20 protein-coding genes are annotated in these 25,046 nt (G+C 71.5%); 17 read left to right on the forward strand and 3 right to left on the reverse strand.

Annotated elements, in window-relative coordinates:
• Positions 1 to 74: 74 nt before the first annotated feature.
• From LXT23_RS29010 to LXT23_RS29025, 4 genes are all read left to right on the forward strand, one after another.
• Positions 75 to 887 carry a helix-turn-helix domain-containing protein gene (locus LXT23_RS29010; protein ID WP_253983568.1) on the forward strand — a complete coding sequence of 271 codons (813 nt, stop codon included), beginning with the start codon at positions 75 to 77 and terminating at the stop codon, positions 885 to 887.
• 55 nt (positions 888 to 942) lie between these two features.
• Entirely contained in the window at positions 943 to 1,428 is a 486-nt protein-coding gene (locus LXT23_RS29015; RefSeq protein ID WP_253983569.1) for a hemerythrin domain-containing protein, read from the forward strand.
• 77 nt (positions 1,429 to 1,505) lie between these two features.
• Positions 1,506 to 2,588 (forward strand): DUF6891 domain-containing protein, encoded by a 1,083-nt coding sequence (locus LXT23_RS50425; protein ID WP_253983570.1) that lies wholly within the window; start codon positions 1,506 to 1,508, stop codon positions 2,586 to 2,588.
• A 205-nt stretch (positions 2,589 to 2,793) separates the two neighbouring features.
• Positions 2,794 to 4,161 carry an alpha/beta hydrolase family protein gene (locus tag LXT23_RS29025; RefSeq protein WP_253983571.1) on the forward strand — a complete coding sequence of 456 codons (1,368 nt, stop codon included), beginning with the start codon at positions 2,794 to 2,796 and terminating at the stop codon, positions 4,159 to 4,161.
• 54 nt (positions 4,162 to 4,215) lie between these two features.
• Here LXT23_RS29025 and LXT23_RS29030 read toward each other — a convergent pair whose 3' ends face one another.
• Together LXT23_RS29030 and LXT23_RS29035 are read right to left on the reverse strand one after the other, a co-directional pair.
• Positions 4,216 to 4,566 carry a hypothetical protein gene (locus LXT23_RS29030; RefSeq protein WP_253983572.1) on the reverse strand — a complete coding sequence of 117 codons (351 nt, stop codon included), beginning with the start codon at positions 4,564 to 4,566 and terminating at the stop codon, positions 4,216 to 4,218.
• 85 nt (positions 4,567 to 4,651) lie between these two features.
• Positions 4,652 to 5,308 (reverse strand): MBL fold metallo-hydrolase, encoded by a 657-nt coding sequence (locus tag LXT23_RS29035; RefSeq protein WP_253983573.1) that lies wholly within the window; start codon positions 5,306 to 5,308, stop codon positions 4,652 to 4,654.
• 112 nt (positions 5,309 to 5,420) lie between these two features.
• On the opposite strand from LXT23_RS29035, the gene LXT23_RS29040 reads away from it, so the two are divergent.
• The 13 genes from LXT23_RS29040 (at position 5,421) to LXT23_RS29100 (ending at position 24,588) form a co-directional block, all read left to right on the forward strand.
• Positions 5,421 to 6,125, forward strand: coding sequence for a hypothetical protein (locus tag LXT23_RS29040; RefSeq protein ID WP_253983574.1), 705 nt, complete (start codon positions 5,421 to 5,423; stop codon positions 6,123 to 6,125).
• A gap of 282 nt (positions 6,126 to 6,407) precedes the next feature.
• Positions 6,408 to 8,792 carry a DNA gyrase/topoisomerase IV subunit A gene (locus LXT23_RS29045; RefSeq protein WP_253983575.1) on the forward strand — a complete coding sequence of 795 codons (2,385 nt, stop codon included), beginning with the start codon at positions 6,408 to 6,410 and terminating at the stop codon, positions 8,790 to 8,792.
• A 12-nt stretch (positions 8,793 to 8,804) separates the two neighbouring features.
• Positions 8,805 to 10,736, forward strand: coding sequence for a DNA gyrase/topoisomerase IV subunit B (locus tag LXT23_RS29050; protein WP_253983576.1), 1,932 nt, complete (start codon positions 8,805 to 8,807; stop codon positions 10,734 to 10,736).
• Between the two features lie 127 nt (positions 10,737 to 10,863).
• Complete coding sequence (locus tag LXT23_RS29055; protein ID WP_253983577.1) at positions 10,864 to 12,372, forward strand: PEGA domain-containing protein; 1,509 nt, start codon at positions 10,864 to 10,866, stop codon at positions 12,370 to 12,372.
• 67 nt (positions 12,373 to 12,439) lie between these two features.
• On the forward strand, positions 12,440 to 13,636 hold the full coding sequence (locus LXT23_RS29060; protein WP_253983578.1) for a PEGA domain-containing protein: 1,197 nt from the start codon (positions 12,440 to 12,442) through the stop codon (positions 13,634 to 13,636).
• A 48-nt stretch (positions 13,637 to 13,684) separates the two neighbouring features.
• Positions 13,685 to 16,162, forward strand: a complete 2,478-nt coding sequence (sppA, locus tag LXT23_RS29065; protein ID WP_253983579.1) for a signal peptide peptidase SppA — start codon at positions 13,685 to 13,687, stop codon at positions 16,160 to 16,162.
• 257 nt (positions 16,163 to 16,419) lie between these two features.
• Positions 16,420 to 17,985 (forward strand): transcription termination factor Rho, encoded by a 1,566-nt coding sequence (gene rho / locus LXT23_RS29070; RefSeq protein WP_253983580.1) that lies wholly within the window; start codon positions 16,420 to 16,422, stop codon positions 17,983 to 17,985.
• A gap of 42 nt (positions 17,986 to 18,027) precedes the next feature.
• Entirely contained in the window at positions 18,028 to 18,297 is a 270-nt protein-coding gene (locus LXT23_RS29075) for a hypothetical protein (RefSeq protein ID WP_253983581.1), read from the forward strand.
• Positions 18,298 to 18,300: 3 nt separating this feature from the next.
• Positions 18,301 to 20,484, forward strand: coding sequence for a DUF4129 domain-containing protein (locus LXT23_RS29080; RefSeq protein ID WP_253983582.1), 2,184 nt, complete (start codon positions 18,301 to 18,303; stop codon positions 20,482 to 20,484).
• Entirely contained in the window at positions 20,477 to 21,757 is a 1,281-nt protein-coding gene (locus LXT23_RS29085) for a DUF4350 domain-containing protein (protein ID WP_253983583.1), read from the forward strand. Before LXT23_RS29080 ends, LXT23_RS29085 begins: the two co-directional genes overlap by 8 nt.
• On the forward strand, positions 21,754 to 22,752 hold the full coding sequence (locus LXT23_RS29090) for an AAA family ATPase (protein WP_253983584.1): 999 nt from the start codon (positions 21,754 to 21,756) through the stop codon (positions 22,750 to 22,752). Before LXT23_RS29085 ends, LXT23_RS29090 begins: the two co-directional genes overlap by 4 nt.
• Positions 22,749 to 24,056, forward strand: a complete 1,308-nt coding sequence (locus tag LXT23_RS29095; protein ID WP_253983585.1) for a DUF58 domain-containing protein — start codon at positions 22,749 to 22,751, stop codon at positions 24,054 to 24,056. The genes LXT23_RS29090 and LXT23_RS29095 overlap by 4 nt, the downstream gene beginning before the upstream one ends.
• A 10-nt stretch (positions 24,057 to 24,066) precedes the next feature.
• Complete coding sequence (locus LXT23_RS29100) at positions 24,067 to 24,588, forward strand: GNAT family N-acetyltransferase (protein WP_253983586.1); 522 nt, start codon at positions 24,067 to 24,069, stop codon at positions 24,586 to 24,588.
• A 1-nt stretch (position 24,589) separates the two neighbouring features.
• Here the strand turns inward: LXT23_RS29100 and LXT23_RS29105 are convergent, their stop codons facing one another.
• Positions 24,590 to 25,021, reverse strand: coding sequence for an inorganic diphosphatase (locus LXT23_RS29105; RefSeq protein ID WP_253983587.1), 432 nt, complete (start codon positions 25,019 to 25,021; stop codon positions 24,590 to 24,592).
• Between the last annotated feature and the right edge of the window lie 25 nt (positions 25,022 to 25,046).

Consider the following 25,046-nt stretch of genomic DNA (forward strand, 5'->3'; position numbering starts at 1 on the left):
TGAAAGGAGGCTCGCTGTGGCGCATCCACATCCGGTAGAACGCGTCGGGTCAGCGCGAGGTGGAACCTACGCACATGCCGCCCTCCCCTGAACTGCCGCCCGAGGCCTACAACCTTCCCCAGGGCTTCTACCTGGTCCGGCGCGTGGGGCGCTCCTCGCACGTCGCGCGCGGGCCCACGCACCGCAACCCAGGCTACGAGCTGTCGTGGGTGGTCTCGGGCCGCATCGAGTTCGAGCTGCCCAGGGACAGGCTCTCCGGAGCCGCCGGCAGCTGCCTCCTGCTGCCGCCGGGCCTGCTGAACACCCCCGCCGCACGCAACATGGACGTGCTCCAGCTGATGCTCGCGCCCTCCCTCGTGGAGGAGGCCCTGAAGGCGCTCGGCCGAAGAGTGCGACTGCCCCTGGCGGCCCGGGCCCTGGCGCCTGGCTCGCGCCTGGGAGCCCTCTGCCACGCCCTCGCGCTGGAGTCGACCCATGTGGCGGAGGACGACCCAGCCCTCGGGGCGCTCGTCTACGCAGTCACCCTCGGCCTGGTGCGCGAGGACGGCCCGCGCGCGTCGCGGGGAATGACGCCTGGCATCCGCCGCGCCCTGGACCTCATCGAGGCGCAGCTCGACCAGCCGCTGCGCGTGGAGGACATGGCGCAGGTCGCGGGAATGGCGCGCTTCGACTTCATGCGGGCGTTTCGCGACCAGGTGGGCCAGAGCCCCTACCGTCACCTGACGCGCAGACGGCTGGAGCGCGCGGCGGAGCGGCTGCGCGGCGGGGCGCGCTCCATCCTCGAGGTGGCGCTCGCATGTGGCTTCCAGGACCCGAGCCGCTTCGCGCGCGCCTTCACCCGCCACCACGGCTGCGCCCCGCGCGCCTACCGTGCACGATTCACCTAGTCCCCGCACGAAACGCCGCGCGCCGCGCCCGGGAGGTGCGCGATGTCTCGCGCGAATGGACACACCCCACGACCCGTACGCGGACCACCATGCAGGGCTCCTCCACGTTCACCGCGAGCTCCTCGCCCTCTTCGACACCCTGCGAGCGACCTGGGAGCACATGCCCTTGAAGCCCACCGTGGAGCTCGCGCTCGGAGCAGGCAACGCCCTCCTCGGCCACCACCACCGCGAGAGCGAGGGGCTCTTTCCGGGCCTGCGCCGGTACGGGCGCCTGCGCTCCGCCGACGTCGCGTTCCTCGACGCGCGCGACACGGAGCATCGCGCCCTTCACGGCCTCTGCGTGCGCCTGCTGGACAGCGCGCGCGCACCCCACCCGAAGGTCTCGGAGCTCGTGCTGCTGGGCGGACAGCTCGCCGACGCGATGCGCCCGCACTTCGCCGACGAGGAGGCGGGGCTCGCGCCCGAGCGCCTGCGCCTGATGATTGCGCCAGATGCGCTCGTCGAGCTCGGGCGCACGCTCGGAGGCCCGCCCCCTCCGTGAGCGCCCGGGGCTCCCTGGACCCGGCTTCTGGAGCTGGCAGCGGCGGTAGGCTCGCCTCGATGGCGATGGATGACGACGTGAAGGCAGCGCTCCGTGAGAAAGCGGAGGTGGCGGTCCTGGGGGGCTATCTGAGCGAGAAGCAGGTGCTCGCCTCCATCCGGGAGCGCGCGGAACACGCGCTGGGCAGTGACGACGCGGTGGAGGCCATCCTCGCGTACACCCGGGGCCTGCTCGAACGGCACGGGGACGAGGAGCGCCACTGGAAGGGGCCCACGGTGAATGACGCCATCACCCGCGCCTTCGAGGAGCTGAATGGCAAGGGCATCATCGCCCTGGAGGATGTCGGCGGCGCCCTCTCGGATGGCTGGACGGAGGTCACCCAGGCCGCGAAGGACAGCGACCCGCCCGCCCGGGGCGCCACCTTCTTCCAGGGTCAGGACGTCGAGCGCGGCGTGCTGGGACAGGGACTCATGCTCGCCTTCGGCGCGTTCGATGAGTTCTTCCAGTTGGACGACGCGGCGAGCCCCGCCATTGCCCGGGAGGTCCGCGACACGCTCGCACGGCATGGCCTCCAGACGGAGTGGGACGGGAGCGTCGAGCAACGCATCCACATCCCGCCGTTTCCCTGGCGCAAGCGCCGCGCGACGCTGCCCGCCAGGAAGGGCCGCGCCCGAGGCAGGAAGAAGGCCGAGCCCGTCCCCGAGCGCATCCGCTGCAGCCAGGTCCTGGACGCAGTGGTGCGCGAGGAAGGCGTGACGCGGGAGGAGGCCATCGCGGCGCTCGAAGCCCACATCCGCGAGGCGGCCCTGAAGCACTACGGCGACTGGCGCAAGCTCGAGGCCCGCTACGACGCAGAGAACGACCGGGTCGAGCTCTTCCAGGACGTCCTGGTGGTCGAGCGCCATGCCGACACCGGCCCGGCGCCCAACGAGACGACGCCCGCGGAGCTCGGCCCCGACCTGGGGACGAAGGTCGAGCCGGGAGACGAGCTGGTCTTCCAGCTCTTCTATCTGGCCGAGCACTGGGCGGAGGCCCGCGAGCAGGATGCGCAGTACGGACACATCATGAACCTCGTGGCCTTCGAGCGCAGCATCGAGCCGATGACCGCGCAGTCCATGAAGGCCGGCATGCTCGAACAGCTCCGCGCGGCGAAGCAGTAACAGGGGCCGGGAGCGCCGATGGCCCGCTGCTGTTCGGAAATGTCGGGACATTGGGTCGGCGCAAAACCCCCGACATTTCCGAACAGCAAGCTCTCGGAGCGGCTCGGACCCGGTCCGTACGGCGAGCACACGCTCCATCCACATGGCGACGGCCCAGGCCCCAGAATCCGTTTTCAGGTTTTTCGGTGAGCGGTGTCTCCAGGACATGCGAACCCTCCTCCTGACGCTGTGCCTCGGGCTGTCACTCACGAGCAGTCCCTCCCTTGGGGGTGACGAAGCCCCTCCGCCCTCCCTCCTCGACCCGGTCTCCACTCTGAGCGTGACCCTCCTCGGCACGGGTCAGGCCGAGGCCGGCGGGCAGGTGTGGCACTACCAGCTCCTGCGGCTCCAGGAGCCCGGAAAGGTCCCCACCTATGCGCAGTGGTTCCCGCCCCGGAACCCGGGCCTCTGGCCCACGCTGATGCTCGCGCGCCCCTATGACGGCATCTCCTGGTCCGGCGAGGCCGTGGACGCGAAGTGGGCCGCCCGCGGCCCTGGCATCCACCCCGACGACAGCGAGCCGCACCACCACGCGGGCTCCTCGCCCATCGCCTACTCGCTCACGACGCCCGAGCAACTGGCCTCGGAAGCCTTCATCTACCTGCTGCACGACTTCGGCGTGCTCGCCGTCTACGGCCGCTTCTACGCGGGCGGCAACCTCCAGAACGACCGGGACGACATGCACGCGGGGATGCGCTTCCTCGCCCAGGCCCCTGGCGTCGACCGCTCGCGCATCGGCGTCTTCGGCGGCTCGTGGGGTGGCTTCGAGGCCCTCTACGCCGCCGCCGACGCTCCGGCCGCCTCCCGCCCGAAGGTCGGCGTCGCCCTCTACCCGCTCTCGGACTTCGCGCGGCAGCTCGACTACCTCTCCAACGTCGTTCCCTCCCGCGTGACGGACCCGGCGGTGCGCGCCCGGTACGCCAGCTTCTTCGAGCCCTACTCCCGCCGCATCTTCGCCACCACCGGCGGCCCGCCCGGCGCGCCCGGCACCGACTACAGCCGCTGGACGCGCGAGCACCTGGCCCCGAGGCTGGACATGCCCTTCCTCGTCATCCACGAGGACTGGGACACGCTCGTCCCGGTGGAGCAGACGCGGACGCTGGCCGCCCAGGCCGGCCCGAGGCTGTCACCGCTCTACTTCGAGCACCTCGCCGCCCCCGATTGGAACACCGCCGCGCTGTCCCACGGTCCCCTGATGGAGCAGTACGTGCTCACCGTCGGCACCCTCTCCGTAGGCCATCTGCTCACGAATCTGGGCAGCCCCGCGCAGCTCCTCTTCGTCCCGTATGTGGAGTCGTCGCTGGTCAGCTGGCTGTGGGAGGTGCGCGTCCTCCAGTGGTACGGGCGCGACGTGTCGGCCGTGGCGCCCCGGCTCCGCGAGCTCGCGGACGCGCGCGTGGTGTTCTACGAGCTCAACACCGGAGGCGCCGTCTTCGGAGCGGACTGGGTGGCAGCGGCCGTCAACGCGCTCTGGGGCACCCAGTACACGTCCGCCAACATCCGCGAGGCGCTCGCGGGAGGCCTGCCCCACTGAGGGATGCGCGCCCGCCCACGGACTGCACCGGGGCGGGCGCGCGGGGTACGACGACTACCGGTTGCAGGCGTAGCGAACGATGCAGCCGCCCGAGTACACCGGGGTGATGATGCCGTCCTCGCAGAAGCCGGGGGCCGGGTACACCGGCTTCGGACAGACGACGGCGCCGGCCACCGGGTAGACACAGTTGAAGCCGGTGAGGCAGTTGCCCGAGTAGATGGGGTACAGGACGCCACCCTCGCACAGCGGCGGCATCACCTGCGGGCAGATGGGCCCGGGCGCGTGGCCGATGCCATTCTGGCTGACGGTGCCCTCCTCCGGGGTCTCCTGCACAGGCACTTCCGGACCACAACCGACCAGCGCGAACAGGCCACACACCACCGCAAGACGTCCGAGGTTGTTCATCTAGGATCTCCGAGCCAAACCCGCCAAAACGGCGGGGCCCGGACCTCTACCAGTCCCCTCGAAGTCCCGCAAACCGGGGCCCGCGCTACTTCCGGGGCCGCATCCGGAACGCCACGAACGAGGCCACGTCCTTGAACGCGAAGTACGGGTTCTTCTCCCGCACCTCGCCCAGGGAGCGCACCGGCACGTCCGCGTAGTCATGCCCGGGCCACAGCTTCGCGGTGTCCGGGACCTTCAGCAGCACCTGGGACAGCGAGCGGTACATCTCCTCCGGGTTGCCGCCGCTCATGTCACACCGGCCGCAGCCGTTGATGAACACCGTGTCCCCGGACACCAGCGCGTCCCCCGCCAGCAGGCAGTGCGAGCCCGGCGTGTGCCCGGGCGTGTGCAGCGCGTGGAACTCCTCCCGGCCCACCTTCAGCACGTCCCCTGCCCCCACGGGGCGGAGCGCGTCGCCCAGCGCGCGCAGCTCCTCGGAGAACTCGAGCTCCTCGCGCTGCGCGTACACGGGGATGTCGTGCCGGGAGAGCAAATCAGGCAGCCCGTTGATGTGGTCGAAGTGGCAGTGCGACACGAAGGCGCCCACCAGCTTCTTGCCGTCCTCCTTCACCGCCGCCTCAATCGCCTCCACCTCCCAGGCCGGGTCCACCACCACCACGTCGGGCGCGTCCGCCGGCCCCACGAGGTAGACGAAGTTGTCCATGGGTCCCAGCTTGAGCTGCCGCACGTACGGGTTGCGCATCCTCGGCTCCTCCTGCCTTGCGTCCTCGGCCGGGCACTCTAACGCCAGGGACTTGAAGACGCGGGGGGCTTCCCATTTGAATACCCCCCTTCCGCCCCGGGAGGTCCACCACGTGAAGCGCCCGCTGCTGCCGCTGCTCGTCTGCACCCTGCTCACCAGCACCGGCGTCACCGCGAAGGAGCGGTCCACCTTCCGATACACCGCCCCCCCGGACGGCGAGCGCCCCGTCATCGTCGACGCCACCGTCGGCCCCCAGGGCAGCGACTTCGCCATGCGCCTGCGCTTCGACAAGGCGCCCTGGGGCGAGGACTGCAAGAGCCGGTGCGCCAACGCCACGCTCCTGCTCGACACCGACAACAGCAAGCAGTCCGGCCTGCGCCTGACGCAGGACTCGCCCGTCAACGGCGCCGACCTCGTCGTCCTCGTCCAGGGCGTGCGCGAATCGCCCAAGGAGGAGGGCGGCAAGGCGGAGACCTGGCTGCGCGTGAAGGTGCGCCTGCTCGGCAACGACGCCCGCTCCGTGGACGACGGCGAGCTGCTCGCCGAGCTGAGCCACAAGCAGGACAGCGAGCGGCTGCACGTGGAGGACACCAGCGTCTACCTCCTGGTGGACGCCACCAGCGCCGCCCTCCCCTCCGCCCGCAAGGCGCGAGTCGTGTACCAGCCGCCGGGCTCCAAGCCCCTGACGGCCACCATCCCCGGGATGATCGGCGGAGGCGGCGGCAAGGGGGTCCGCATCTTCAAGGACGGCAACTGGAACCGCGCCCGCGACGCCGCGCCGAAGAAGTCCAAGCCCGCCCCCGGTGACAACGGGTAGTCCGCTCCCACCCGCACCCACCGTCTCGCCCCTCCAGCGACCAGTCAGGCTCCCAACCCCGGAATTACGCGGGGTTGTAGGGACGTTCTACTGGCGCACAGGACTGTACGGACGTATAGGTGGGCGCGCCCGGAGAGTGCGCAACCCCCCGAATTCGTTCCAAATGTCAGGGGCCCATGGTAGTCCCGCCGCCCTGTTACATACCTCTGGATTCGAATGTGAGGAGTGCGCGGGTCGCGCGCCGCGTTCGGGTACGAGGCGTTCTCACCTGGATTGATGACCATGCTCGCAGAAGCCGAAACGAAGACGCGAAAGAAGCAGGGAGCCGCGGGCGGCAGCGGCGGCGGTGGCGGAGCCGCGACGGGCTCCGGTGGGGGGAGCGGAGGCTCCGTCAATGCCTCGCTGGCGGACGAAGCGCGCCGCCGGTACATCAACTACGCCCTGTCCGTCATCACCTCGCGCGCCCTGCCGGACGTGCGGGACGGCCTCAAGCCGGTGCAGCGCCGCATCCTCTTCGGCATGTACCACGACCACCGGCTGACGCAGGACGCCAAGTACCAGAAGTCCGCCAAGGTGGTGGGCAGCGTGATGGGCCAGTACCACCCGCACGGCGACGCCTCCATCTACGAGGCGCTGGTGCGCATGGCCCAGGACTTCTCCCTGCGCTACCCGCTGGTGGACGGCCACGGCAACTTCGGCTCCATGGACGGCGATGGCGCCGCGGCCATGCGCTACACGGAGTGCCGCCTGGCGGGCCTGGCCAGCGAGCTGCTCACGGAGCTGGGCAAGAAGACGGTGGCCTTCCGGCCCACCTATGACGGCTCGCTCCAGGAGCCCGTCGTCATCCCCGCCCGCGTGCCGCAGCTGCTCATGAACGGCACCACCGGCATCGCCGTGGGCATGGCCACCAATATTCCTCCCCACCACCTGGGCGAGCTGGTGGACGCGCTGGTGGCGCTCATCGAGAACCCGCAGCTGGTCACCAAGGATTTGCTCAAGTGGGTCAAGGGCCCGGACTTCCCCACCGGCGCCCAGGTGCTCAACAGCAAGAGCGAGCTGCGCGAAATCTACGAGACGGGCCAGGGCAGCATCCGCATCCGCGGCGAGTACAAGCTGGAGGACCTGAAGCGCGGCGGCCAGCAGATCATCGTCACGTCCATCCCCTACACGGTGAACAAGTCCACCCTGGTGGCCAAGATTGGCGACCTGGTGCGCGAGCGGAAGCTGCCGCTCATCACCGACGTGCGCGACGAGTCCACCAAGGACGTGCGCATCGTCCTGGAGCTGAAGAAGGACGCCAACCCCGAGCTGGTGATGGCGTACCTGTACAAGCAGACGCCGCTCCAGACGAACTTCGGCGTCAACCTCACCTGCCTCGTCCCCAGCGACGACAACCCCGAGGTGGGCACCCCGCGCCGGCTGGACCTCAAGACCATCCTCCAGTACTTCCTGGACTTCCGCTTCGACGTCGTGACGAAGCGCTTCCAGCACGAGCTGGGCGAGCTGCAGCGGCGCGTCCACATCCTCGAGGGCTTCGAGAAGGTCTACGACGCGCTCGACGAGATGATTCGCATCATCCGCGCGTCCGAGGGCAAGCAGGACGCGGCCAAGAAGCTCATCGCCCGCTTCAAGCTGGATGAGGTCCAGGTGGACGCCATCCTGGAGATGAAGCTCTACAAGCTGGCCCGCCTGGAGATTCTGGTCGTCGAGAAGGAGCTCAAGGAGAAGCGCGCGGAAATCAAGCGCATCCAGGGCATCCTCAAGGACAAGAGCAAGGTCTGGGGCACCGTCCGGGACGAGCTGGGCGAGATGAAGACCCTGTACAACGACAAGCGCCGCACGCGCATTGGCGGCGCGGGCTCCGAGGAGCTGGAGTTCAGCGAGGAGTCCTTCATCGCGGACGAGGACGCCCACGTGGTCCTCACCAAGGACGGCTGGGTGAAGCGCGTGCGCGAGGTGAAGGACCCGGCCTCCACGCGCCTGCGCGAGGGTGACGCCGTCATGGCCGTCCTGGCCGGCAGCCTGAAGGCCAACCTGGTGCTGTTCAGCAACTTCGGCACCGCGTACGTCACGCGCTTCAACGACGTGCCCGCCTCCACGGGCTACGGCGAGCCGGTGCAGAAGTTCTTCAAGTTCGACGACGGCGAGCGCGTCGTCGCGGCGCTGTCGCTGGACGCGCGCCTGCCCCAGCCGGAGAAGCTGCTGGGGGTGACGAAGCATGGCATGGGCATGCGCTTCCTGCTGGAGGCCCACACGGAGGTCTCCACCCGCGCCGGCCGCCGCTACGCGAAGACGGGCGAGGGCGACGAAATCATCGGCGTGCAGCCGGTGGGCGACAAGGACCTGGTCGCGGTGCTCACGGAGAAGACGAGCGCCCTGGTGTGCAAGGTGGCCGAGGTCAACGAGCTGGCGGGCCCGGGCAAGGGCGTCACCGTCATCAAGGTGGCCGAGGGCGACCGGGTGGTGGACTTCCTCGCCGCCGCGCCGAGCCACAAGGACGCGAAGCTGGAGTTCGAGACGCAGAAGGGCCGCAAGCTGCACCTGACCCCGGCGAGGCATGAAGTCACGGGACGGGGCGGCAAGGGCCACGAGATGTCGAAGCGCGACGCGGTGAAGGAAGTGGCACGGCCCATCACCTTCATCCCGCTGCCGGAGAAGAAGGAGTAGTCAGAGGACGCCATGGCGACGAAGAAGGAAAGCTACACAGGCGCGGACATCCAGGTCCTCGAGGGACTGGAGCCGGTGCGCAAGCGCCCCGCGATGTACATCGGCGGCACCGACAGCACGGGCTATCACCACCTGCTGTGGGAAATCCTCGACAACTCGGTGGACGAGGTCATCAACGGCTTCGCGACCACCGTCGAGGTGACGCTCCACAAGGACTCGCGCAGCATCACCGTGGTGGACAACGGGCGCGGCATCCCCGTGGACATCATGCCCAAGCACAAGAAGCCGGCCGTGGAGGTCATCCTCACGACGCTTCACTCGGGCGGCAAGTTCGAGCAGGGCAACTACATCCACTCGGGCGGTCTGCACGGCGTGGGCAGCTCGGTGGTCAACGCGCTCGCGCGCAAGCTCGTCGTGGAAATCAAGCGCGACGGCAAGCGGCACGTGCAGAACTACGCGCGCGGCCGGGCCACCACCCCGCTGAAGGTGGAGGGCCCTTGCCGCGGCACGGGCACGTCCGTCACCTTCGAGCCGGACCCGGAAATCTTCGGCGAGAAGCTGAAGTTCGACGCGGAGCTGGTGCGCGAGCGGCTGGAGGCCAAGAGCTACCTCCACAAGGGGATGACCGTCGTCTGGAAGGACGAGACGGCCCACCCGCACACGTCGGTGACGTACAAGCACGACGGCGGCATCGCCGAGTACCTCACCAAGGTGGTGACGGAGCGGCAGAAGCCGGTGGTGCCCACGGGCAGCGCGGCGTTCTACCACTCGCGTGACAACGGGGTGCGGCTGGAGGCCTCGCTGGCGTGGACGGAGGCCACGGACGAGCACATCCGCTCGTACGTCAACGGCATCCCCACGGCCCAGGGCGGCACGCACGAGGCGGGCCTGCGCAGCGCCGTCGTCAAGGCGGTGCGCAACTACATCGAGACGCACAACCTGACGCCCAAGGGCGTGACGCTCACCGCGGAGGACATCCGCGAGGGCATCACCGCGATTCTGTCCACGTACGTGGTGGAGCCGCAGTTCCAGGGCCAGACGAAGGGGCGCCTCAACAACCCGGAAGTCACCGCCCAGGTGGACGGCGTGCTGCGCCCCGCGCTGGAGAAGTGGCTCAACGACAACAAGTCCATCGCCGAGGCGGTGGTGGCGCGCATCGTCCTGGCCGCCCGGGCCCGCGAGGCCAGCCGGGCCGCGTCCCAGGCCATCAGCCGCAAGACGGCCGTCAGCCACCGGCTCAACCTGCCGGGCAAGCTGGCGGACTGCTCGTCCACGGACCCCGTGCACAGCGAGCTGTTCATCGTCGAGGGCGACTCGGCAGGCGGCTCCGCCAAGCAGGGGCGCGACAGGCGCACCCAGGCGATTCTCCCGCTGCGCGGCAAGGTGCTGAATGCCGAGCAGGCGTCCACCGACAAGGTGACGACGAACAAGGAGCTGCAGGACATCGTCTCCGCGCTGGGCTGCGGCATCGGCTCGGACTTCGACATCAGCAAGCTGCGCTACGGGCGCGTCTTCCTGCTGATGGACGCGGACAGCGACGGCCACCACATCGCCACGCTGCTGCTCACCTTCTTCTACCGGCACCTGCGCCCGCTCATCGAGAGCGGCGCCATCCACATCGCCCAGCCGCCCCTGTACCGGGTGGACATCGGCAAGGAGACGTACTGGGCGCTGGACGAGGCGGACAGAGACCGCATCATCCAGGAGAAGACCCGGGGCAACGCGAAGCCCAACATCATGCGCTTCAAGGGCCTGGGCGAGATGACGCCGGACGAGCTGAAGGAGACGACGCTCGACCCGAAGCACCGGATGAGCCTGCGCGTCACCATCGACAACCCCCTGGAGACGGACCGGCTCATCAATGACTTGATGGGCAAGGACGTCAGCGCCCGCTTCAAGTTCATCATGGAGCGCGCGGGCGAGGTCCAGGAGCTGGACGTCTAGGCAGCCCCCTCCCCCCTGGCGGAGCGGCCCGTGCCCCCCTGGCGCGGGTCCGCTCCCACCCGGAGGGGGGTCGGATGACTGGACGGGGCTTTTGAGAGTCCCCCCCTGCTCGGCTAGCATCCGGCGCGTGAACACGTTCCGCCGATTCGCCCTGCTCCTCGCGCTGCTGCTGGCCTTCGTCCCCGCCCACGCCCAGACCACCCGGAAGAAGGCCACCCGGAAGAAGGCGGCCGTCACCAAGGTGGTGAAGAAGAAGAAGGGCAAGAAGACGAAGGCCCCGCCCGTGGCGGAGGAGACGGCGGAGACGACCGAGGTGGCGCCCACCGAGCCCATGGTCTTCGGCGAGGGTGAGCCCGAGAAGCCGGCCGAGCCCGCGAAGCCGGTGGCGCCGTCGGACAAGCCCGCCGTCGCCACCCCGGCCCCCGTGGCCCCCGCGCCCACCCCCGTGGTGATGCAGAAGCCGACGCTGCCCGCCGCGCTGACGGCCTCCGGCCCCGTCGCGCTGTTCGCCGTGGCGCGCACGCCGGCGGCGGCGGACGCGGCGGTGAAGCTGGAGGCGGAGCTGCTGGGGCACCTGCGCAAGGGCAGCGGCGTGGAGCTGGTGGACCTGGGGCTGGCCTTCCCGCCTCCGGAGCCCGCCCCGCTCACCAAGGCGGACACCCTCTTCGAGGAGGGCCGCACCGCCTATGACAACCTGGACCCGGAGGCCGCGGAGGCGAAGTTCCGCGCGGCCGCCGAGGCCTACGTCCAGTCCCCCGGCCAGCTGTCCCCGGAGCGGCTGTCCCAGGCCTACGTGTTCCTCGGCGCGTCTCGCATGCTCAACGGCGATGCCGCCGGCGCGAAGGCGGCCTTCCGGAGCGCCGTGGAGGCCCAGCCCTCCAACCGCCCCGACGCCGCCCTCTTCGGCCAGGACGTGCAGAAGGCCTTCGAAGACGCCCGCGCCGAGGTGACGGCGCGCCCCGCTGGCAAGCTGGTGGTGGACTCGCAGCCGGCCGGCGCCCAGGTGCTGGTGGGCGGCCGTGAGCTGGGCGTCACCCCCCTCAAGGGCGTGGACGTCCCCGCCGGCCCGCACCCCGTGGTGGTGCAGCTGCCCGGCTACGCGCCCTACGCGCAGTACGCGGAGGTGAAGTCCGCCGCGAGCACCGAGGTGAAGGCGAAGCTGGAGCCCACCCCCGGCCTGTCCGCCATCCGCGAGGCGGCCACGCGGGGCGCCACCGAGGCCGCCTTCGACCAGGACGCCCCCCCGCCGGAGGTGCGCGCCATCGGCGAGCGGCTGGACGCCCGCTACGTGGTGCTGGCCGCGGTGACGAAGGACAAGAAGGGCCGCAACCAGGCAGAGCTGCAGGCGTGGGACTTGAAGTCCAAGGCCCGGCTGCGCGGCGTGGAAATCGAGCTGGCGGCGCGGGACGGCAAGCGCAGCCCGTCGGCCGCGGCGGACCAGGTGCGCGGCTTCGTCAACGGCGCCATGGCGCCCCGCGTCTCGGAGAAGAGCGGCTCGGGGGACTCGCTGCTGAAGCGGCCGTGGTTCTGGGCGGCGGTGGGTGGCGCGGCGGCGGTGGCGGCCGGCACCGTCTACGTGGTGACGCAGCAGCCGGGTGGTCGCTACAACCCGATTACCGGAGGCGTCGGCTTCTGAGGTATCGGAATTGAATGCAGGGCGGCGCCCCCGCGTCGCCTGCTCCGAGCCTTCCTCGAGATTCCCCATGAAAGTCCTCCTCCTCACCCTCCTCCCTGCGTTGGTCCTGGCCGCTCCGCCGCCCTCGCGCCGTGTCACCAGCCTGCTGGTGCCCATGGATCCGGCCTCCGAGGCCGGGGGCGTCCAGATGGAGGGCTACATGAACGAGGCCCTCCGCCACTTCAATGGCTTCACCGTGCGCAAGCCGGAGGAGCTGTTCGGCATGCCCGAGGACACCAACGCCAAGGCGTCGCTGGAGCGCGGGCGCAAGGGCTACTCGGAGAGCGTCGCCGCGTTCGACAAGAAGGAATACGAGGAGGCGGAGCGCAAGGTGCGCGCCACCCTCAAGGAGCTGCAGTCGGCGGCGGGGGCCATGCGCGGGTGCTCGCCGCTGTGCGAGTCGCTGGCGCTGTACGGCGCGCTGCTGCACCTGCGCGGGGACGTGGAGGAGGCGAAGCTGGCGCTGATGGACCTCATCGCGCTGATGCCCACCTTCGAGCTGGACCCCAAGCGCTTCAGCCGGGACTTCATCGCCCTGCGCGTGCAGGTGGCCACCGGCCGCACGTCGCTGTTGCGCGGCGGGGCCACGGTGAAGTCGCGCCCGTCGGGCGCGCGGGTGTACGTGGACGGAGACCTGGTGGGCCACACGCCGGTGACGCTGCCGGCGCTGCCCATCGGCAAGCACCTGGTGCGGCTGGAGCGCGCCGGCTTCCGCCAGCACGGCATGCTGCTGGAAGTCACGCCGGACGACGTGGAGTCCACCACGGACCTGGTGCCCACCGCCGCGTACAAGGCCTATGACGCCCAGCTGGACAGGGTGGCCGGCGAGGTGATGCGCGGGGGCTCCAAGTCCTCGGCCGTGACGGCGCTGGGGCAGTCGCTGGGGCTGGAGCGGGCCATGGTGGGCACCGTGAAGGCGCTGGAGGAAGGCTCCGAGCTGCACCTGGGCTACTACGACGTCAAGAGCGGCCGGCGGCTGGGCGGCCGGCGCGTGGTGCTCCAGGGCGACGAGTTCGGCCAGCTGAAGCAGGAGATGGAGCGCATGGTGAACCAGCTGGTGAACGGCAGCGGCGAGAAGATGTCGCGCAGCTCGGACCCGCTGGACAACCGCGGCGGCACCGAGGACTGGAGCGCCGAGGACCGCGGCGGGAAGACCAAGGCCGTCGAGAAGAAGAAGAAAGCGGACGACCCGCTGGACGGGGTGTCTGGAACCGAGGATTGGTGACGCACGGCGCTTGTCCCGGGACTGCTGGCGCCTAGAGTCCCGGGGCGTATGCGCCTGCTCGCCCTCCTGCTGCTCCCCGCCCTCGCCCTCGCCCAGACGGGCACCGTCCCCCAGTCCCACCAACCTTCCCGGGGGGTGACGCTGCCGCCCACCGGCGCGGCCCTGGTGGACGAGGCCACCGCCCTCTCCCTCAACCCCGCGGGCCTGGGCTACCTCGACGGCAGCCAGCTCTTCTACCTGCACGAGCGCAACCTCACGCGCGACGGCGTGGGCGACGGCGTCTTCGTGGCCACGCGCTTCCTCGGCCTGGGCGCCGGCGCCTCCATGGAGTGGATTCGCGGCCGCTTCGAGCCCGACTACCGCAAGACGTCGCTGGGCCTGTCGCTGGGCTCGCGCACGCTGCAGCTGGGCGGCGCGTGGCACGACTTCAGCTCGGACGACGACGACCTCGATGACCTGTCCAGCTTCGACCTGGGCCTCACCGCGAGGCCGGCGCGCGGGCTGTCGCTGGCCGCGGTGGTGAAGGACCTCAATGCCCCTGAAGAGGGGGGCGTGGCGCTGAAGCGCCGGTACAACCTGGGCCTGGGCGTGCGGCCGCTGGACGAGCGCTACACGCTGGGCGTGGACTGGCTCTTCTCCGAGGGGGCGTTCCGCACCGGGCAGGCCACGTACACGCTCAACGCGGAGGTGATTCCGGGCGTGCGGCTGGGCGCGGGCGTGTCCCACGGCTTCGCCAGCGGTGTGCCGCTGGCGCTCCAGGTGGCGGCCACGGTGGACGCCTCGCGCGTGGGCCTCACCTATGCGATGGGCGGCACCCGTGACGGGCTGGACCACGTGGTGGCGGTGCGCCTGTCGGGCGAGAACTACCGCGCCCTGCGGCCGCCCGGGGGCGTGGTGGCGATGCTGGACCTGAACGACATGCTGGCCGGCGGCACCAGCCCCCTGCTGGCGCTGCTGGGCGGGAGCACGTCGGACCCGTACCTGCGGCTGACGCGGTGGCTGGAGCTGGCCACGAAGGACCCGCGGCTGTCGGGCGTGGTGCTGAAGATGGAGGGCCTGCCCGGCCTGGACTGGGGCACGGCGGAGGAGCTGCGCCAGGCGGTGCTGCGGCTGCGCGGCGCCGGCAAGCGCGTCATGGCGGTGCTGATGTCGGCGGATGACCGGGGCTACTTCGTGGCCTCGGCGGCGGACCGGGTGTACGCGCTGCCGGAGTCGATGCTGCCCATCAACGGGCTGGCGGCCCACATCCAGCTGCTGGGCGGGACGATGCAGAAGCTGAACGTCCACTGGGACGTGGCGCGCGTGGGGCAGTACAAGACGGCGCCCGAGCAGTTCACCCTCACCGAGCCCAGCGAGGCGTCGCGCGAGACGGTGAATGCGTACCTGGACGCGCAGGTGACCTGGTACGAGAAGGCGGTGGCGGAGGGGCGCAAGCACCCGCCCGAGCAGCTGCGGCGGCTGTGGGCCACGGGCCTGGCCACCCCGAAGCAGGCCCAGGCGCTGGGCTTCCTCGACGGCGTCATCGTGCCCTCGGAGCTGGACGCGAAGGTGGCGGAGCTGGTGCCGGGCGGCCGCTTCAGCAGCACCTACTGGCCCCGGGACGAGCGCGAGGGGCGCTGGGGTCAGCGGCGCCGCGTGGCCGTGGTGCCGGTGCTGGGCGGCATCGCCGGGGGCCGCAGCCGCGAGGACCCGCTGGGCTTCAGCCGCATCGCCGGGGCGGAGACGGTCATCCGGGCGCTGGAGCGGGCGCAGGCGGACCCGTCGGTGGTGGCCATCGTCGTGCGCGTCGACTCGAGCGGCGGCGAGGTGCTGGCCTCGCACCTGATGTACCAGGCGGTGCTGGAGGCCGCGAAGCACAAGCCCGTCATCGCCTCCATGGGCGACGTGGCGGCCTCCGGCGGCTACTACGCGGCCATGGGCGCGCACGAGGTGCTGGCCCTGCCCACCACGCTGACGGGCAGCATCGGCGTCTTCTACATCAAGCCCGCGCTGCAGGGCCTGCTGGGCGACATGCTGGGCGTCACCCAGGAGAGCATCACCCGGGCGCCCCTGGCGGACGTCTTCGACCTCTGGCGGCCGTGGACGCCGGAGGAGCAGACCGCCATCCAGGGCTGGGTGGACGCGTCGTACGACACCTTCATCACCGAGGTGGCGGCGCGGCGGAAGCAGGACAAGGCGAAGGTGGACGAGGTGGCCCGGGGACGCGTGTGGAGCGGCCAGGACGCGCTGGCGCGCGGGCTGGTGGACCGGCTGGGCGGCCTGCCCGAGGCGGTGGACGCCGCGCGGACGCGGGCCGGCGTGCCCGCCGACGAGGACCTGGACGTGGTGGTGATGGGCGAGGCCCGGGGCTTCTTCTCCGCGCTCGGCGGGGAGCCGGGCGTCCAGGCGGCGCTCTCCCTGCTGCCGGAGCCCCCGCCCGCCATCCCCGAGCCGCTGCGCGCCCTGGCGCGTGGCATGGGCCTCAACCTGGAGCTGCTGCGCCCGGGAGTGAAGGCGATGGTGCCCTTCACCCTGACGGTGGACTGAGGGAGCTGGGAGGGGGTCCGCCGGACAACACCCGGTGAAAATCCGGGTGAAAAAACCGGCGGCGCCGCTCCCGGGCTCTGTTAGTGTTGCAGGAGTACCCCGGACGGCCCCGGCCGCCAGGGTGCTCCAGGGACCGGCGGTTCGGCCTGCTCATCTCAAGGCCCCGCGTCCGGCTCTCTGTCCCACAGCCTGAGTCACCCTGCGTCTCCGCCTCCCCTCGGGATGGCCTGCATGGGACGCGCGCAGTCTGGAAACCCATGAGCGAAAACTCCGATAACCGCGACCCTCGTGAAGCCCCCCCGATGCCCGTGGCCGCCCGGCCGGCACCTCCGTCCGAGCCGGATGACGACGGTGGCGACGAGGGCGACGACGAGGGGCCCGACGACGGCGAAGGCGCGAGCGCGGGAGGCCCCCAGGGCGCCCCCGGGCAGCCCGGCCAGGCAGGCGGGCGTCGCCGCCGCCGCCGCCGCCGCCGCCGTGGCGCCCAGGTCCTCTTCACACCGGACGGCCAGGCCTACCGGATGCAGCCCGGCCCCGACGGCCAGCAGGTCCAGGTCTTCCTGACGCCGCAGGAGCTGGAGCAGTACAAGCAGCGCCAGGCGCAGCAACAGCAGCAGGGCCAGGGCGCCCCGCCGCAGCAGGCGCAGCAACAGCAGCCGCAGCACCATCATCAGCGCCAGCAGCACGGCGGAGGCCAGCAGCAGCGCGAGGCCGCGCAGCAGGCCAACCTGGCGCCGGTGGAGGGCGTGCTGGACACGGAGGCCAAGGGCCCCAACGCCTACCTGCGACAGCTCAAGCGCAACCTCCTGGCGGCGCCGGACGACCCGGAGCTGCCGAAGAACCTGGTGCAGAAGCTGAAGCTGCGGCAGGGCCAGTACCTCACGGCCTTCGCGCAGATGCGGGGCAACAAGGGCATCATCCAGAAGGTGGACACGGTGGACGGCCGCCCGCTGGAGGGCGCGCCCCGCCTGCCGCACTTCGCGGACCTGACGTCGGTGGACCCCACCGAGCGCCTGAAGCTGGAGAACGGCCACAAGGAGCTGGTGACGCGGGTGCTGGACCTGATTGCCCCCATCGGCAAGGGCCAGCGCGCGCTCATCGTCGCGCCGCCCAAGACGGGCAAGACCATCATGCTCCAGCGCATCGCCCAGGCGGTGCTGGCCAACCACCCCGAGTGTCACGTCATGGTGGTGCTCATCGACGAGCGCCCCGAGGAAGTGACGGACATGCGCCGCGGCATCAAGGCGGAGGTGCTGGCGTCCAGCTCGGACCGGCCCACGGTGGACCACCTCAAGGTGGCGGAGCTGGCGCTGGAGCGCGCGCGCCGGCTGGTGGAGTCCGGCAAGGACGTGGTGATTCTGCTCGACTCGATTACGCGCCTGGCGCGCGCCTTCAACAAGGAGATCGACAACTCCGGCCGCACCATGTCCGGCGGCGTGGACAGCCGCGCGCTGGAGCGCCCCAAGCGCATCTTCGGCGCCGCCCGCGCGACGGAGGAGGCCGGCTCGCTGACCATCATCGGCACGGCGCTCATCGACACCGGCAGCCGCATGGACGAGGTCATCTTCGAGGAGTTCAAGGGCACCGGTAACAGCGAAGTCACCCTGGACCGCCTGCTCGCGGAGAAGCGCGTCTTCCCGGCCGTCAACATCGCCCAGTCCGGCACGCGCAAGGAGGAGAAGCTCTTCACCCTGCGCGAGTACGAGAAGGTGAAGAAGCTGCGGCAGATGCTCCACTCGGTGAAGCCGGTGGAGGCCATGGAGGCGCTCGTCAAGCGGCTGTCGCGCTACACGTACAACGACGAGTTCCTCGACGAGTTGTAGCGGGGGTGGTGCGGCGGGCCCGGGTTTGCTTAAGGTGGCGTCATGATTCAGGGCTCGGGCCGCTGCCACTACCACCCGGAGCGTGCCGGCCTCGGCGTCTGCGTGGAGTGCCGGCGCGTCATCTGCCGGGAGTGCACCACGCAGTTCGAGGGCATCAACCGCTGCGCCAGCTGCCTGGAGAAGCGCCTCAAGGCGCTGGAGGGCCCTGGCGAGCGGAGGGAGTGGACGGTGGGCAACGTGGTGCTGGCGTTGGTGGGAGTGGGCCTCGTCTGGGGCGCGCTCCTCCTGGTGGCGCAAGTGGCGGCGAGCTAGCGCATGGCCGTCTCCGCGCTCGAGCTGCGCCCCCGAGGCGCGGTGGCCCTGATGGACGCGGCGTTCCGCCTGTGCGCGCGCAACGCGGGCGTCTGGTCCCTCACGCTGCCCGGCGGCGTGGCCGTCGTCTCCGCGGCGCTGTACCTGGCCGAGGCGGTGCGGCTGGGCCAGCCGGTGGTGCTGCCCACGCTGTGGCTCACGCTGGCATGGTTCCTCCGGGGGCTCTGCCAGGGCGCGGCCTGCCACCATGTGCAGGGGCTGCTGTTGGACCCGAAGGGCGAGCCCACCGCCCGGGAGTCCATGCGGGCGGCGCTGGCCCGCGCGCCCGCGCTCTTCATCACCGTGGCGTACCTCTTCGCCTTCAACACGCTGACGGTGATGTTGACGCTGGGCATCGCCTTCTTCGTGATGGTGGCCCAGGGCGTGGGCTACGCGGCGATGATGCAGGGCCGGGGCAGCCCGCTGCGGCTGTACGGCGTGTGCTCACGGCTGCTGGGCCCGGCGCGAGGCACGGCCGCGGCGGTGCGCATCCTCATGGGCGTGCAGCTGCTGGGGTTCTTGAACCTGCACATCGCGCTCAACTTCCTGCTGTTCCTCGGGCGGAAGCTGGTGGGCATCGACCTGACGTTCGCCGAGCGCTTCGCCTCGCTGGACAACCCGCAGTGGCTGCTGTTCCTCGCCGTCACGACGTTTGCCCTCTTCGAGCCGGTGCGCGCCACCATCGCCACGCTGCTGCTGGTGGATGGGCGCGTGCGGCAGGAGGGCCTCGACTTGCTGGCCGCCGTGCAGCAGCTCCCCGCGCGCAACACGGGCCGGCCCCTGGGTGCCGCTCGGGGCTCCGGCACCGCCGCGGCCGTGCTCGCGGGGGTGCTCGGGCTGGGGCTGCTGGCCCCGGGTACGGCTCGGGCTGGAGCCATGGGCGCGGTGGCCCCCGGCGGCCTGGCCCTGATGTCGCAGGACGCGGAAGCGCCGCTGCCGGCGGAGCACGCCGAGGGCCCACTGGGGCGTGACGCCATTGCCCGGCTGGCGCAAGACACGCAGGAGCCACCTTCGGATGACGCCGAGACGCCCGATCCATCGGAGTCCGACGAGGCCGCACCTGAGGAAGCCGAGCCCCCCGCTCCGCTGGAGGCCGAAGAGGACGCCGTGCCAGTCGCGCCGCCACGGCCGTCGGTGGCCCCGACTGGCGAACCGGGCAAGGACGTGAAGACGCCCGTCACCTCGGGCAAGGACGCCGTGCGGCGCCTGGGCGCCGTGGCGGATGCCTGCGAGGGCATCGGCCCCACCGGAGACGAGCGCTTCGAGTCGCTGGGAGCACTGGGCCCCACCGAGGTGGGCAAGCTGGACCGGCTGGTGCGCACCGTGGAGCGGCAGGCCTGGGACGAGGAGGACTGCGACACCGCGCTCGGCACGCTAGAGACGGGACTGACGCAGGCCACGCTCACGGTGGACGCACAGGCCCGCGCGGACGCCCGGGCCGCGGCGTCACGGGCGAAGGACATCCTGGCACGGCCGGAGTTCGCGGTGGCGCCCCCCGTGGAGAAGGCCCCCGACGAGCCTGCGCCTCCGCCGGAGCCGCCGGGCTGGTGGCGGCGCTTCATCGACTGGCTGGGCGAGTTCCTCAAGAAGCTCTTCGAGCGAGACCCGGCACCGCCACCGCGAGCCGACACGCCCCTCGTCTCCGGCCTCGACGCGGCCAACGTGCTCGTCATCGCGCTGGTGGTGCTGGCGCTCGGGGTGCTGGGCGGGCTGCTGCTGCGGTTCATGAGCAGGGACAGGAAGGGCCAGGGCGAGGCCGGGCTGGAGGTGTCCACGCTGGACGCCGCGGCGCTGGCGGGTGACCCGGCCCATGCGCTGTCCCGCCCGCCCGAGGGCTGGGCACACCTGGCGGACGAACTGGCCGCCCGGGGCGAGTACCGCGAGGCGGTGCGCAGCCTCTACCTGGCGCTGCTGTCCCGGCTGCACCGCGACGGCGCCATCCTCTACGACGTGACGCTGAGCAACTGGGACTACCTGCGCCAGTTCCGGGGCCGCTCGGAGCTGAAGGCCCCCTTCCGCGAGCTGACGCGGCGCTTCGACTTCGCGTGGTACGGCAACCTGCCCGTGGGCGTGGAGGGCTACCGCGAGTTCCGCACCCTCACCGAGCCGCTGCTGGCCGCGCCCCGCCCGGAGGCCGCCGGTGCGTGACCGTTTCCCGCTGCTGGTGGTAGGCGGCCTGGTGCTCACCGTGGTGCTGGGCGGCTTCCTCGTCCGGGGCGCCCGGCGCGGCGAGTTCGCCGACACGCTGTCCAGCTACCGCGCCCAGGAGGACGGCTCGCGCGCCCTCTTCCTGCTGGCCCAGGAGAGCGGCCTGCCCGTGTCCCGCCGCATGGCCGACTTGCGCGTCTACTCCGGCCCCGGGACGCCGGTGCTGCTGGCGGTGGAGGTGGAGGGCGCGCAGGAGGCGGACCCGGACGAGACGCGGCTCGCCGCCGAGCCCGACGGCGGCCTCGCGGACGAGGACGTGCCGCGCACCGGCTTCAACGCCTTCCGCGCCGCCGCGCTGGACGAGGACGAGCGCGAGAAGCTGCTCGACTACGTGCGCGGCGGCGGCGCGCTGGTGTACGTGCCCTGGGGCTCGCGGGAGAACCCGCTGCTCGATGCCCTGGAGGTGAAGCTCTTCAAGGCGGACACCTCGCTGCCCATGCGCACGCTGGTGCCACCGCTGCCCACGCCGTACACGCTGGGCGTGGAGCGGGTGGAGGCGAAGGTCCAGGCGTACCTGGAGCTGCCGACGAGCGCGGTGCCGGTGCTGGAGGATGACCGGCTGGGCCGCATGGTGGCGGCGGTGGTGCCCTACGGCCAGGGCCGGGTGCTGGTGGTGGGCGCGCCGGAGCTGGCGATGAACCGGGCGCTGGCGCGCGCGGACAACGCGCAGTTCTGGCTGAGCACCCTGGCCGCGCTGGGCCCCGGCCCCTACGAGTTCGACGAGTTCCACCACGGCTTCACCAACGAGCGCTCGGTGGTGGACTTCGCGCGGCGCTACGGCCTGCACTTCGCCGTGGTGCAGTTGCTGCTGGGCGTGGCCCTGTGGTCGGTGTCGCTCAAGCGCTTCGGCCGCCCGCGCCGGCCGCCCGAGTCCGCCCGCGTGGGCGCCACCGACGCCCTCTTCGCCATGGGCCGCCTCTACCGCGAGGGCCGGCACCACGGCTTCGCCGCCGGCCTCATCGCCAGGGGGCTCACGCAGGAGTTCGCCCTGCACGCGGGCCTGCCCGCGCACGCCCCCGTCGCCACGGTGGCCGACGGCCTCGAGGAGCGCGGCCGCGAGGACCTCGCCCGGGGCCTGAAAGCCGTGGCCGGGCAGGCCGAGACCGTGACGAGCGACAAGGACCTCCAGCAGCTCGCCGCCCACGCGGCCGGGCTGCGCCAACGTCTTCCCACCGCCGGCCGTAGCCGGCGCAGCACTCCCGGAACGCCATGAACGACACTCCGCCCGCCGTCCCCTTCTCCTCGGCCGGCAACGCAGTCCAGGCCGCCCACGCCATCCGCGAGGGCGTGCTGTACGAGGTGCGCAAGGCCGTGGTCGGCCAGGACGAGGCCCTGGAGCTGATGCTCTGCGGCCTCATCGCCGGCGGCCACGTGCTGCTGGAGGGCGTGCCCGGCGTGGCCAAGACGCTGATGGCCAAGGCCCTGGCGCGCACCATCGGCTCGGACTTCAAGCGCATCCAGTTCACACCGGACCTGATGCCCGCGGACATCCTGGGCACCAGCGTGTTCGATTTGAAGTCCCAGTCCTTCGTGCTGGTGCGCGGTCCCATCTTCACGGACCTGCTGCTGGCGGACGAAATCAACCGCGCTCCGGCCAAGACGCAGTCCGCGCTGCTGGAGGCCATGCAGGAGCGCGGCGTGTCGATGGAGGGCCGCAACCTGACGCTGTCGCCCCTCTTCACGGTGTTCGCCACGCAGAACCCGGTGGAGTCCGAGGGCACGTACCCGCTGCCCGAGGCCCAGCTGGACCGCTTCCTGCTGAAGATTGAAGTGGGCTACCCGGCGCCGGACGAGGAGGACGCGATTCTCGCCTCGGTGCACCGCGGCTTCGACTCGGGCGACCTGGCGCGCGCGGGCGTCAACGCGGCGGTGAGCAAGGATGGCCTGCTGGCGGCGCGGGCGGCGCTCAACGAGGTGACGGTGGAGCCGCCGGTGCTGGCGTACATCCGCAAGCTGGTGGCGGCCACGCGCACCTCCAGCCGCATCCGCCTGGGTGCGGGCCCGCGCGCGGGCGTCCATCTGCTCCTGGCGTCCAAGGCGCTGGCGGCGCTGCGCGGGCGCGGCTTCGTCACGCCGGACGACGTGCGCTTCCTGGCCGGGCCGGTGCTGAAGCACCGCCTGCTGCTGTCGCCGGACGCGGAGCTGGACGGGGCCACGCCCACGGACGTGCTGCGCGAGGTGGTGCAGGGGGTGGAGGTCCCTCGGTGATACCCACCCCGCGCCTGTGGGGGCTGCTGGCGCTACTGGCGCTGCCGATGATGGCCGCGGGGTTCTTCCCGGGCCTCGGCGGCGCCGTGCTGGTGCTGGACGTGCTGGTGCTGGCGCTCGCAGGCCTGGACGTCCTCTCCGCCCGCCGGGTGCGGCTGGAGGTGCGCCGGGTGCTGCCGCAGCGGCTCAACGTCGGCGTGCCCAATAAAGTCGAAGTGCGGCTGGTGCACCGGGGCCGGGGCTCGGTGGACGTACGGGTGAAGGACGACGTGCCGGAGTCCTTCACCTCCACGGTGGAGCAGGCGCCGCTCGTGCTGCCCGCGGACAGCGAGGCGCGCTGGGTGTACCGGGTGACGCCCGCGAAGCGGGGCCGCTTCGAGTTCGGCGACGTGCACGTGCGCGTGCGCGGGCCGCTGGGGCTCGTCTTCCACGAGCGCGTGTTCCCCGCCGCGCAGGCCATCTCCGTCTACCCGGACCTGCGCGGGGCCAGCCGGCTGCTGCTGTCCGGCGCGGCGCTGGACCTGGTCAACCTGGGCCTGCGCCAGCTGCGCCGTGACGGCCGGGGCAGTGAGTTCGCGCGCCTGCGGGACTACGCACAGGGCGACAGCGCGCGCGACGTGGACTGGAAGGCCACCGCGCGCAGGGGCCGGCCGGTGACGCGCGTGCTGGAGTCGGAGCGCTCGCAGTCCATCCTCATCTGCGTGGACGCGGGCCGCTCCATGGCGGCGCAGGTGGACGGGCTCACCAAGCTGGACCACGCGGTGAACGCGGCCCTCTTCCTGGCCTTCGTGGCGGTGCGCAATGGGGACCGGGTGGGGCTGGCCGTGTTCGCGGACGGCGTGAAGACGTACCTGCCTCCGGCGGCGGGGCGCGGGCAGTACCGGAAGATGGTGGACGCGCTCTACTCCACCACGCCCAGCCTCACGTACGTGGACTACCTGGCGCTCTTCAAGGAGCTCAACGTCCGCCTCACGCGACGCAGCCTGCTGTGCGTCTTCACCGACTTCCTCGACGAGGAGCAGGCGTCCACCATGGTGGCCCCGCTGCACCGGCTGGCGCGGCGGCACGTGCCCCTCTGTCTCTCCGTGAAGGACACGGCGCTGCAGAAGCTGCTGCGCACGCGGCCACCCGGACCGGAAGAGGCATTCCAACACGCGGTGGCCTCCGAGCTGCTGTCGGACCGCGAGGTGCTCAAGGCCCGGGTGAGCCAGGGCGGCGTGCAGATGATGGACGTGCAGCCGGATGAGCTGAGCCTCGCGGCCGTGAACCGCTATCTGGACATCAAGGCGCGCGGCGTGCTGTAGCAGCAGGTCCATGAGCCCTCTCTTCCAGGCCATGGACCTCACCGCCGAGCGCGTGTCCGACGCCGACGTGGACCTGTTCCAGCCGCTGCTGGTGCGCGGCGAGGACTTCTACCAGCGCTGCTACGGCCGGCCCGCGCGCGAGGACGAGGCGCGGCAGATTCCGCTGGAGCGACCGCCCGGAGTGGGGCCGGAGCGCGGCCACCTGGTGGCGCTGCGGGACGCGCGGGGACACCTCGTGGGCATCCTCGAGGGCATCAGTGACTTCCCGAACCCGGGCGAGTGGTACCTGGGATTGATGCTGCTGGCGCCGGAGGTCCGCGGGCAGCGGCGCGGCGAGGCGGTGATTCGCGGGTACGAGGACTGGCTGCGCCGCGAGGGCGCGCGGCTGCTGCGGCTCGGCGTGGCGGAGCCCAACCCCGACGCCCTCCGCTTCTGGACGCGCGTGGGCTTCCGCGAGGAGGTGTGGGTGGGGCCGCTGGAGCAGGGCCTGCTCACCTACCGCGTGCTGCGGCTGTCGAAGCCGCTGGCCTGAGTCAGGGCGTGGGGAGCCAGCCGGTGAAGTGCGTCTCCGGCACGTTGCCGCGCACGCGGTGCAGCCCCCGCTTGAAGAAGGCGTAGACGCTGAAGAAGCGCTCCAGCCCGGCGCGCTCGGACGCGCTCAGGGGCGTGGCGCTGCACACCACCTTCGGGTCTCCCCGCCCCTCGTCGATGAAGCCGAGCACGGCCACCACGGGCACGCGGACCCGCTGCCCGCGCGGCAGCCGGGGCCCCATCACCACCGCGTCGAGCGGATCTCCATCGTCCGACATGAGGCCGGGGATGCTGCCGTAGTTGTAGGGGCACGGCAGCGGCGACACGAAGTCCACCGCGCCGTCCGCGCGCCGCTTCACGAAGGAGAAGCGCGGGCACTCGATGAGGACCTCCGGCTCGCGGGGCAGCGGAGGAAGGGCGGGAGGCACGGGCACGGGGAGCGGTCTACCACGGCCCCGG

Source organism: Pyxidicoccus xibeiensis (genome assembly GCF_024198175.1).
Taxonomy (GTDB): domain Bacteria; phylum Myxococcota; class Myxococcia; order Myxococcales; family Myxococcaceae; genus Myxococcus; species Myxococcus xibeiensis.

Bases quoted from the DNA above. Each gene is read 5' to 3' on its own strand.
- LXT23_RS29010 (WP_253983568.1), top strand. From the start codon at position 75: ATGCCGCCCTCCCCTGAACTGCCGCCCGAGGCCTACAACCTTCCCCAG.
- LXT23_RS29015 (WP_253983569.1), top strand. From the start codon at position 943: ATGGACACACCCCACGACCCGTACGCGGACCACCATGCAGGGCTCCTC.
- LXT23_RS29025 (WP_253983571.1), top strand. From the start codon at position 2,794: ATGCGAACCCTCCTCCTGACGCTGTGCCTCGGGCTGTCACTCACGAGC.
- LXT23_RS29030 (WP_253983572.1), bottom strand. From the start codon at position 4,566: ATGAACAACCTCGGACGTCTTGCGGTGGTGTGTGGCCTGTTCGCGCTG.
- LXT23_RS29035 (WP_253983573.1), bottom strand. From the start codon at position 5,308: ATGCGCAACCCGTACGTGCGGCAGCTCAAGCTGGGACCCATGGACAAC.
- LXT23_RS29045 (WP_253983575.1), top strand. From the start codon at position 6,408: ATGCTCGCAGAAGCCGAAACGAAGACGCGAAAGAAGCAGGGAGCCGCG.
- LXT23_RS29050 (WP_253983576.1), top strand. From the start codon at position 8,805: ATGGCGACGAAGAAGGAAAGCTACACAGGCGCGGACATCCAGGTCCTC.
- LXT23_RS29060 (WP_253983578.1), top strand. From the start codon at position 12,440: ATGAAAGTCCTCCTCCTCACCCTCCTCCCTGCGTTGGTCCTGGCCGCT.
- sppA (WP_253983579.1), top strand. From the start codon at position 13,685: ATGCGCCTGCTCGCCCTCCTGCTGCTCCCCGCCCTCGCCCTCGCCCAG.
- rho (WP_253983580.1), top strand. From the start codon at position 16,420: ATGAGCGAAAACTCCGATAACCGCGACCCTCGTGAAGCCCCCCCGATG.
- LXT23_RS29075 (WP_253983581.1), top strand. From the start codon at position 18,028: ATGATTCAGGGCTCGGGCCGCTGCCACTACCACCCGGAGCGTGCCGGC.
- LXT23_RS29080 (WP_253983582.1), top strand. From the start codon at position 18,301: ATGGCCGTCTCCGCGCTCGAGCTGCGCCCCCGAGGCGCGGTGGCCCTG.
- LXT23_RS29090 (WP_253983584.1), top strand. From the start codon at position 21,754: ATGAACGACACTCCGCCCGCCGTCCCCTTCTCCTCGGCCGGCAACGCA.
- LXT23_RS29100 (WP_253983586.1), top strand. From the start codon at position 24,067: ATGAGCCCTCTCTTCCAGGCCATGGACCTCACCGCCGAGCGCGTGTCC.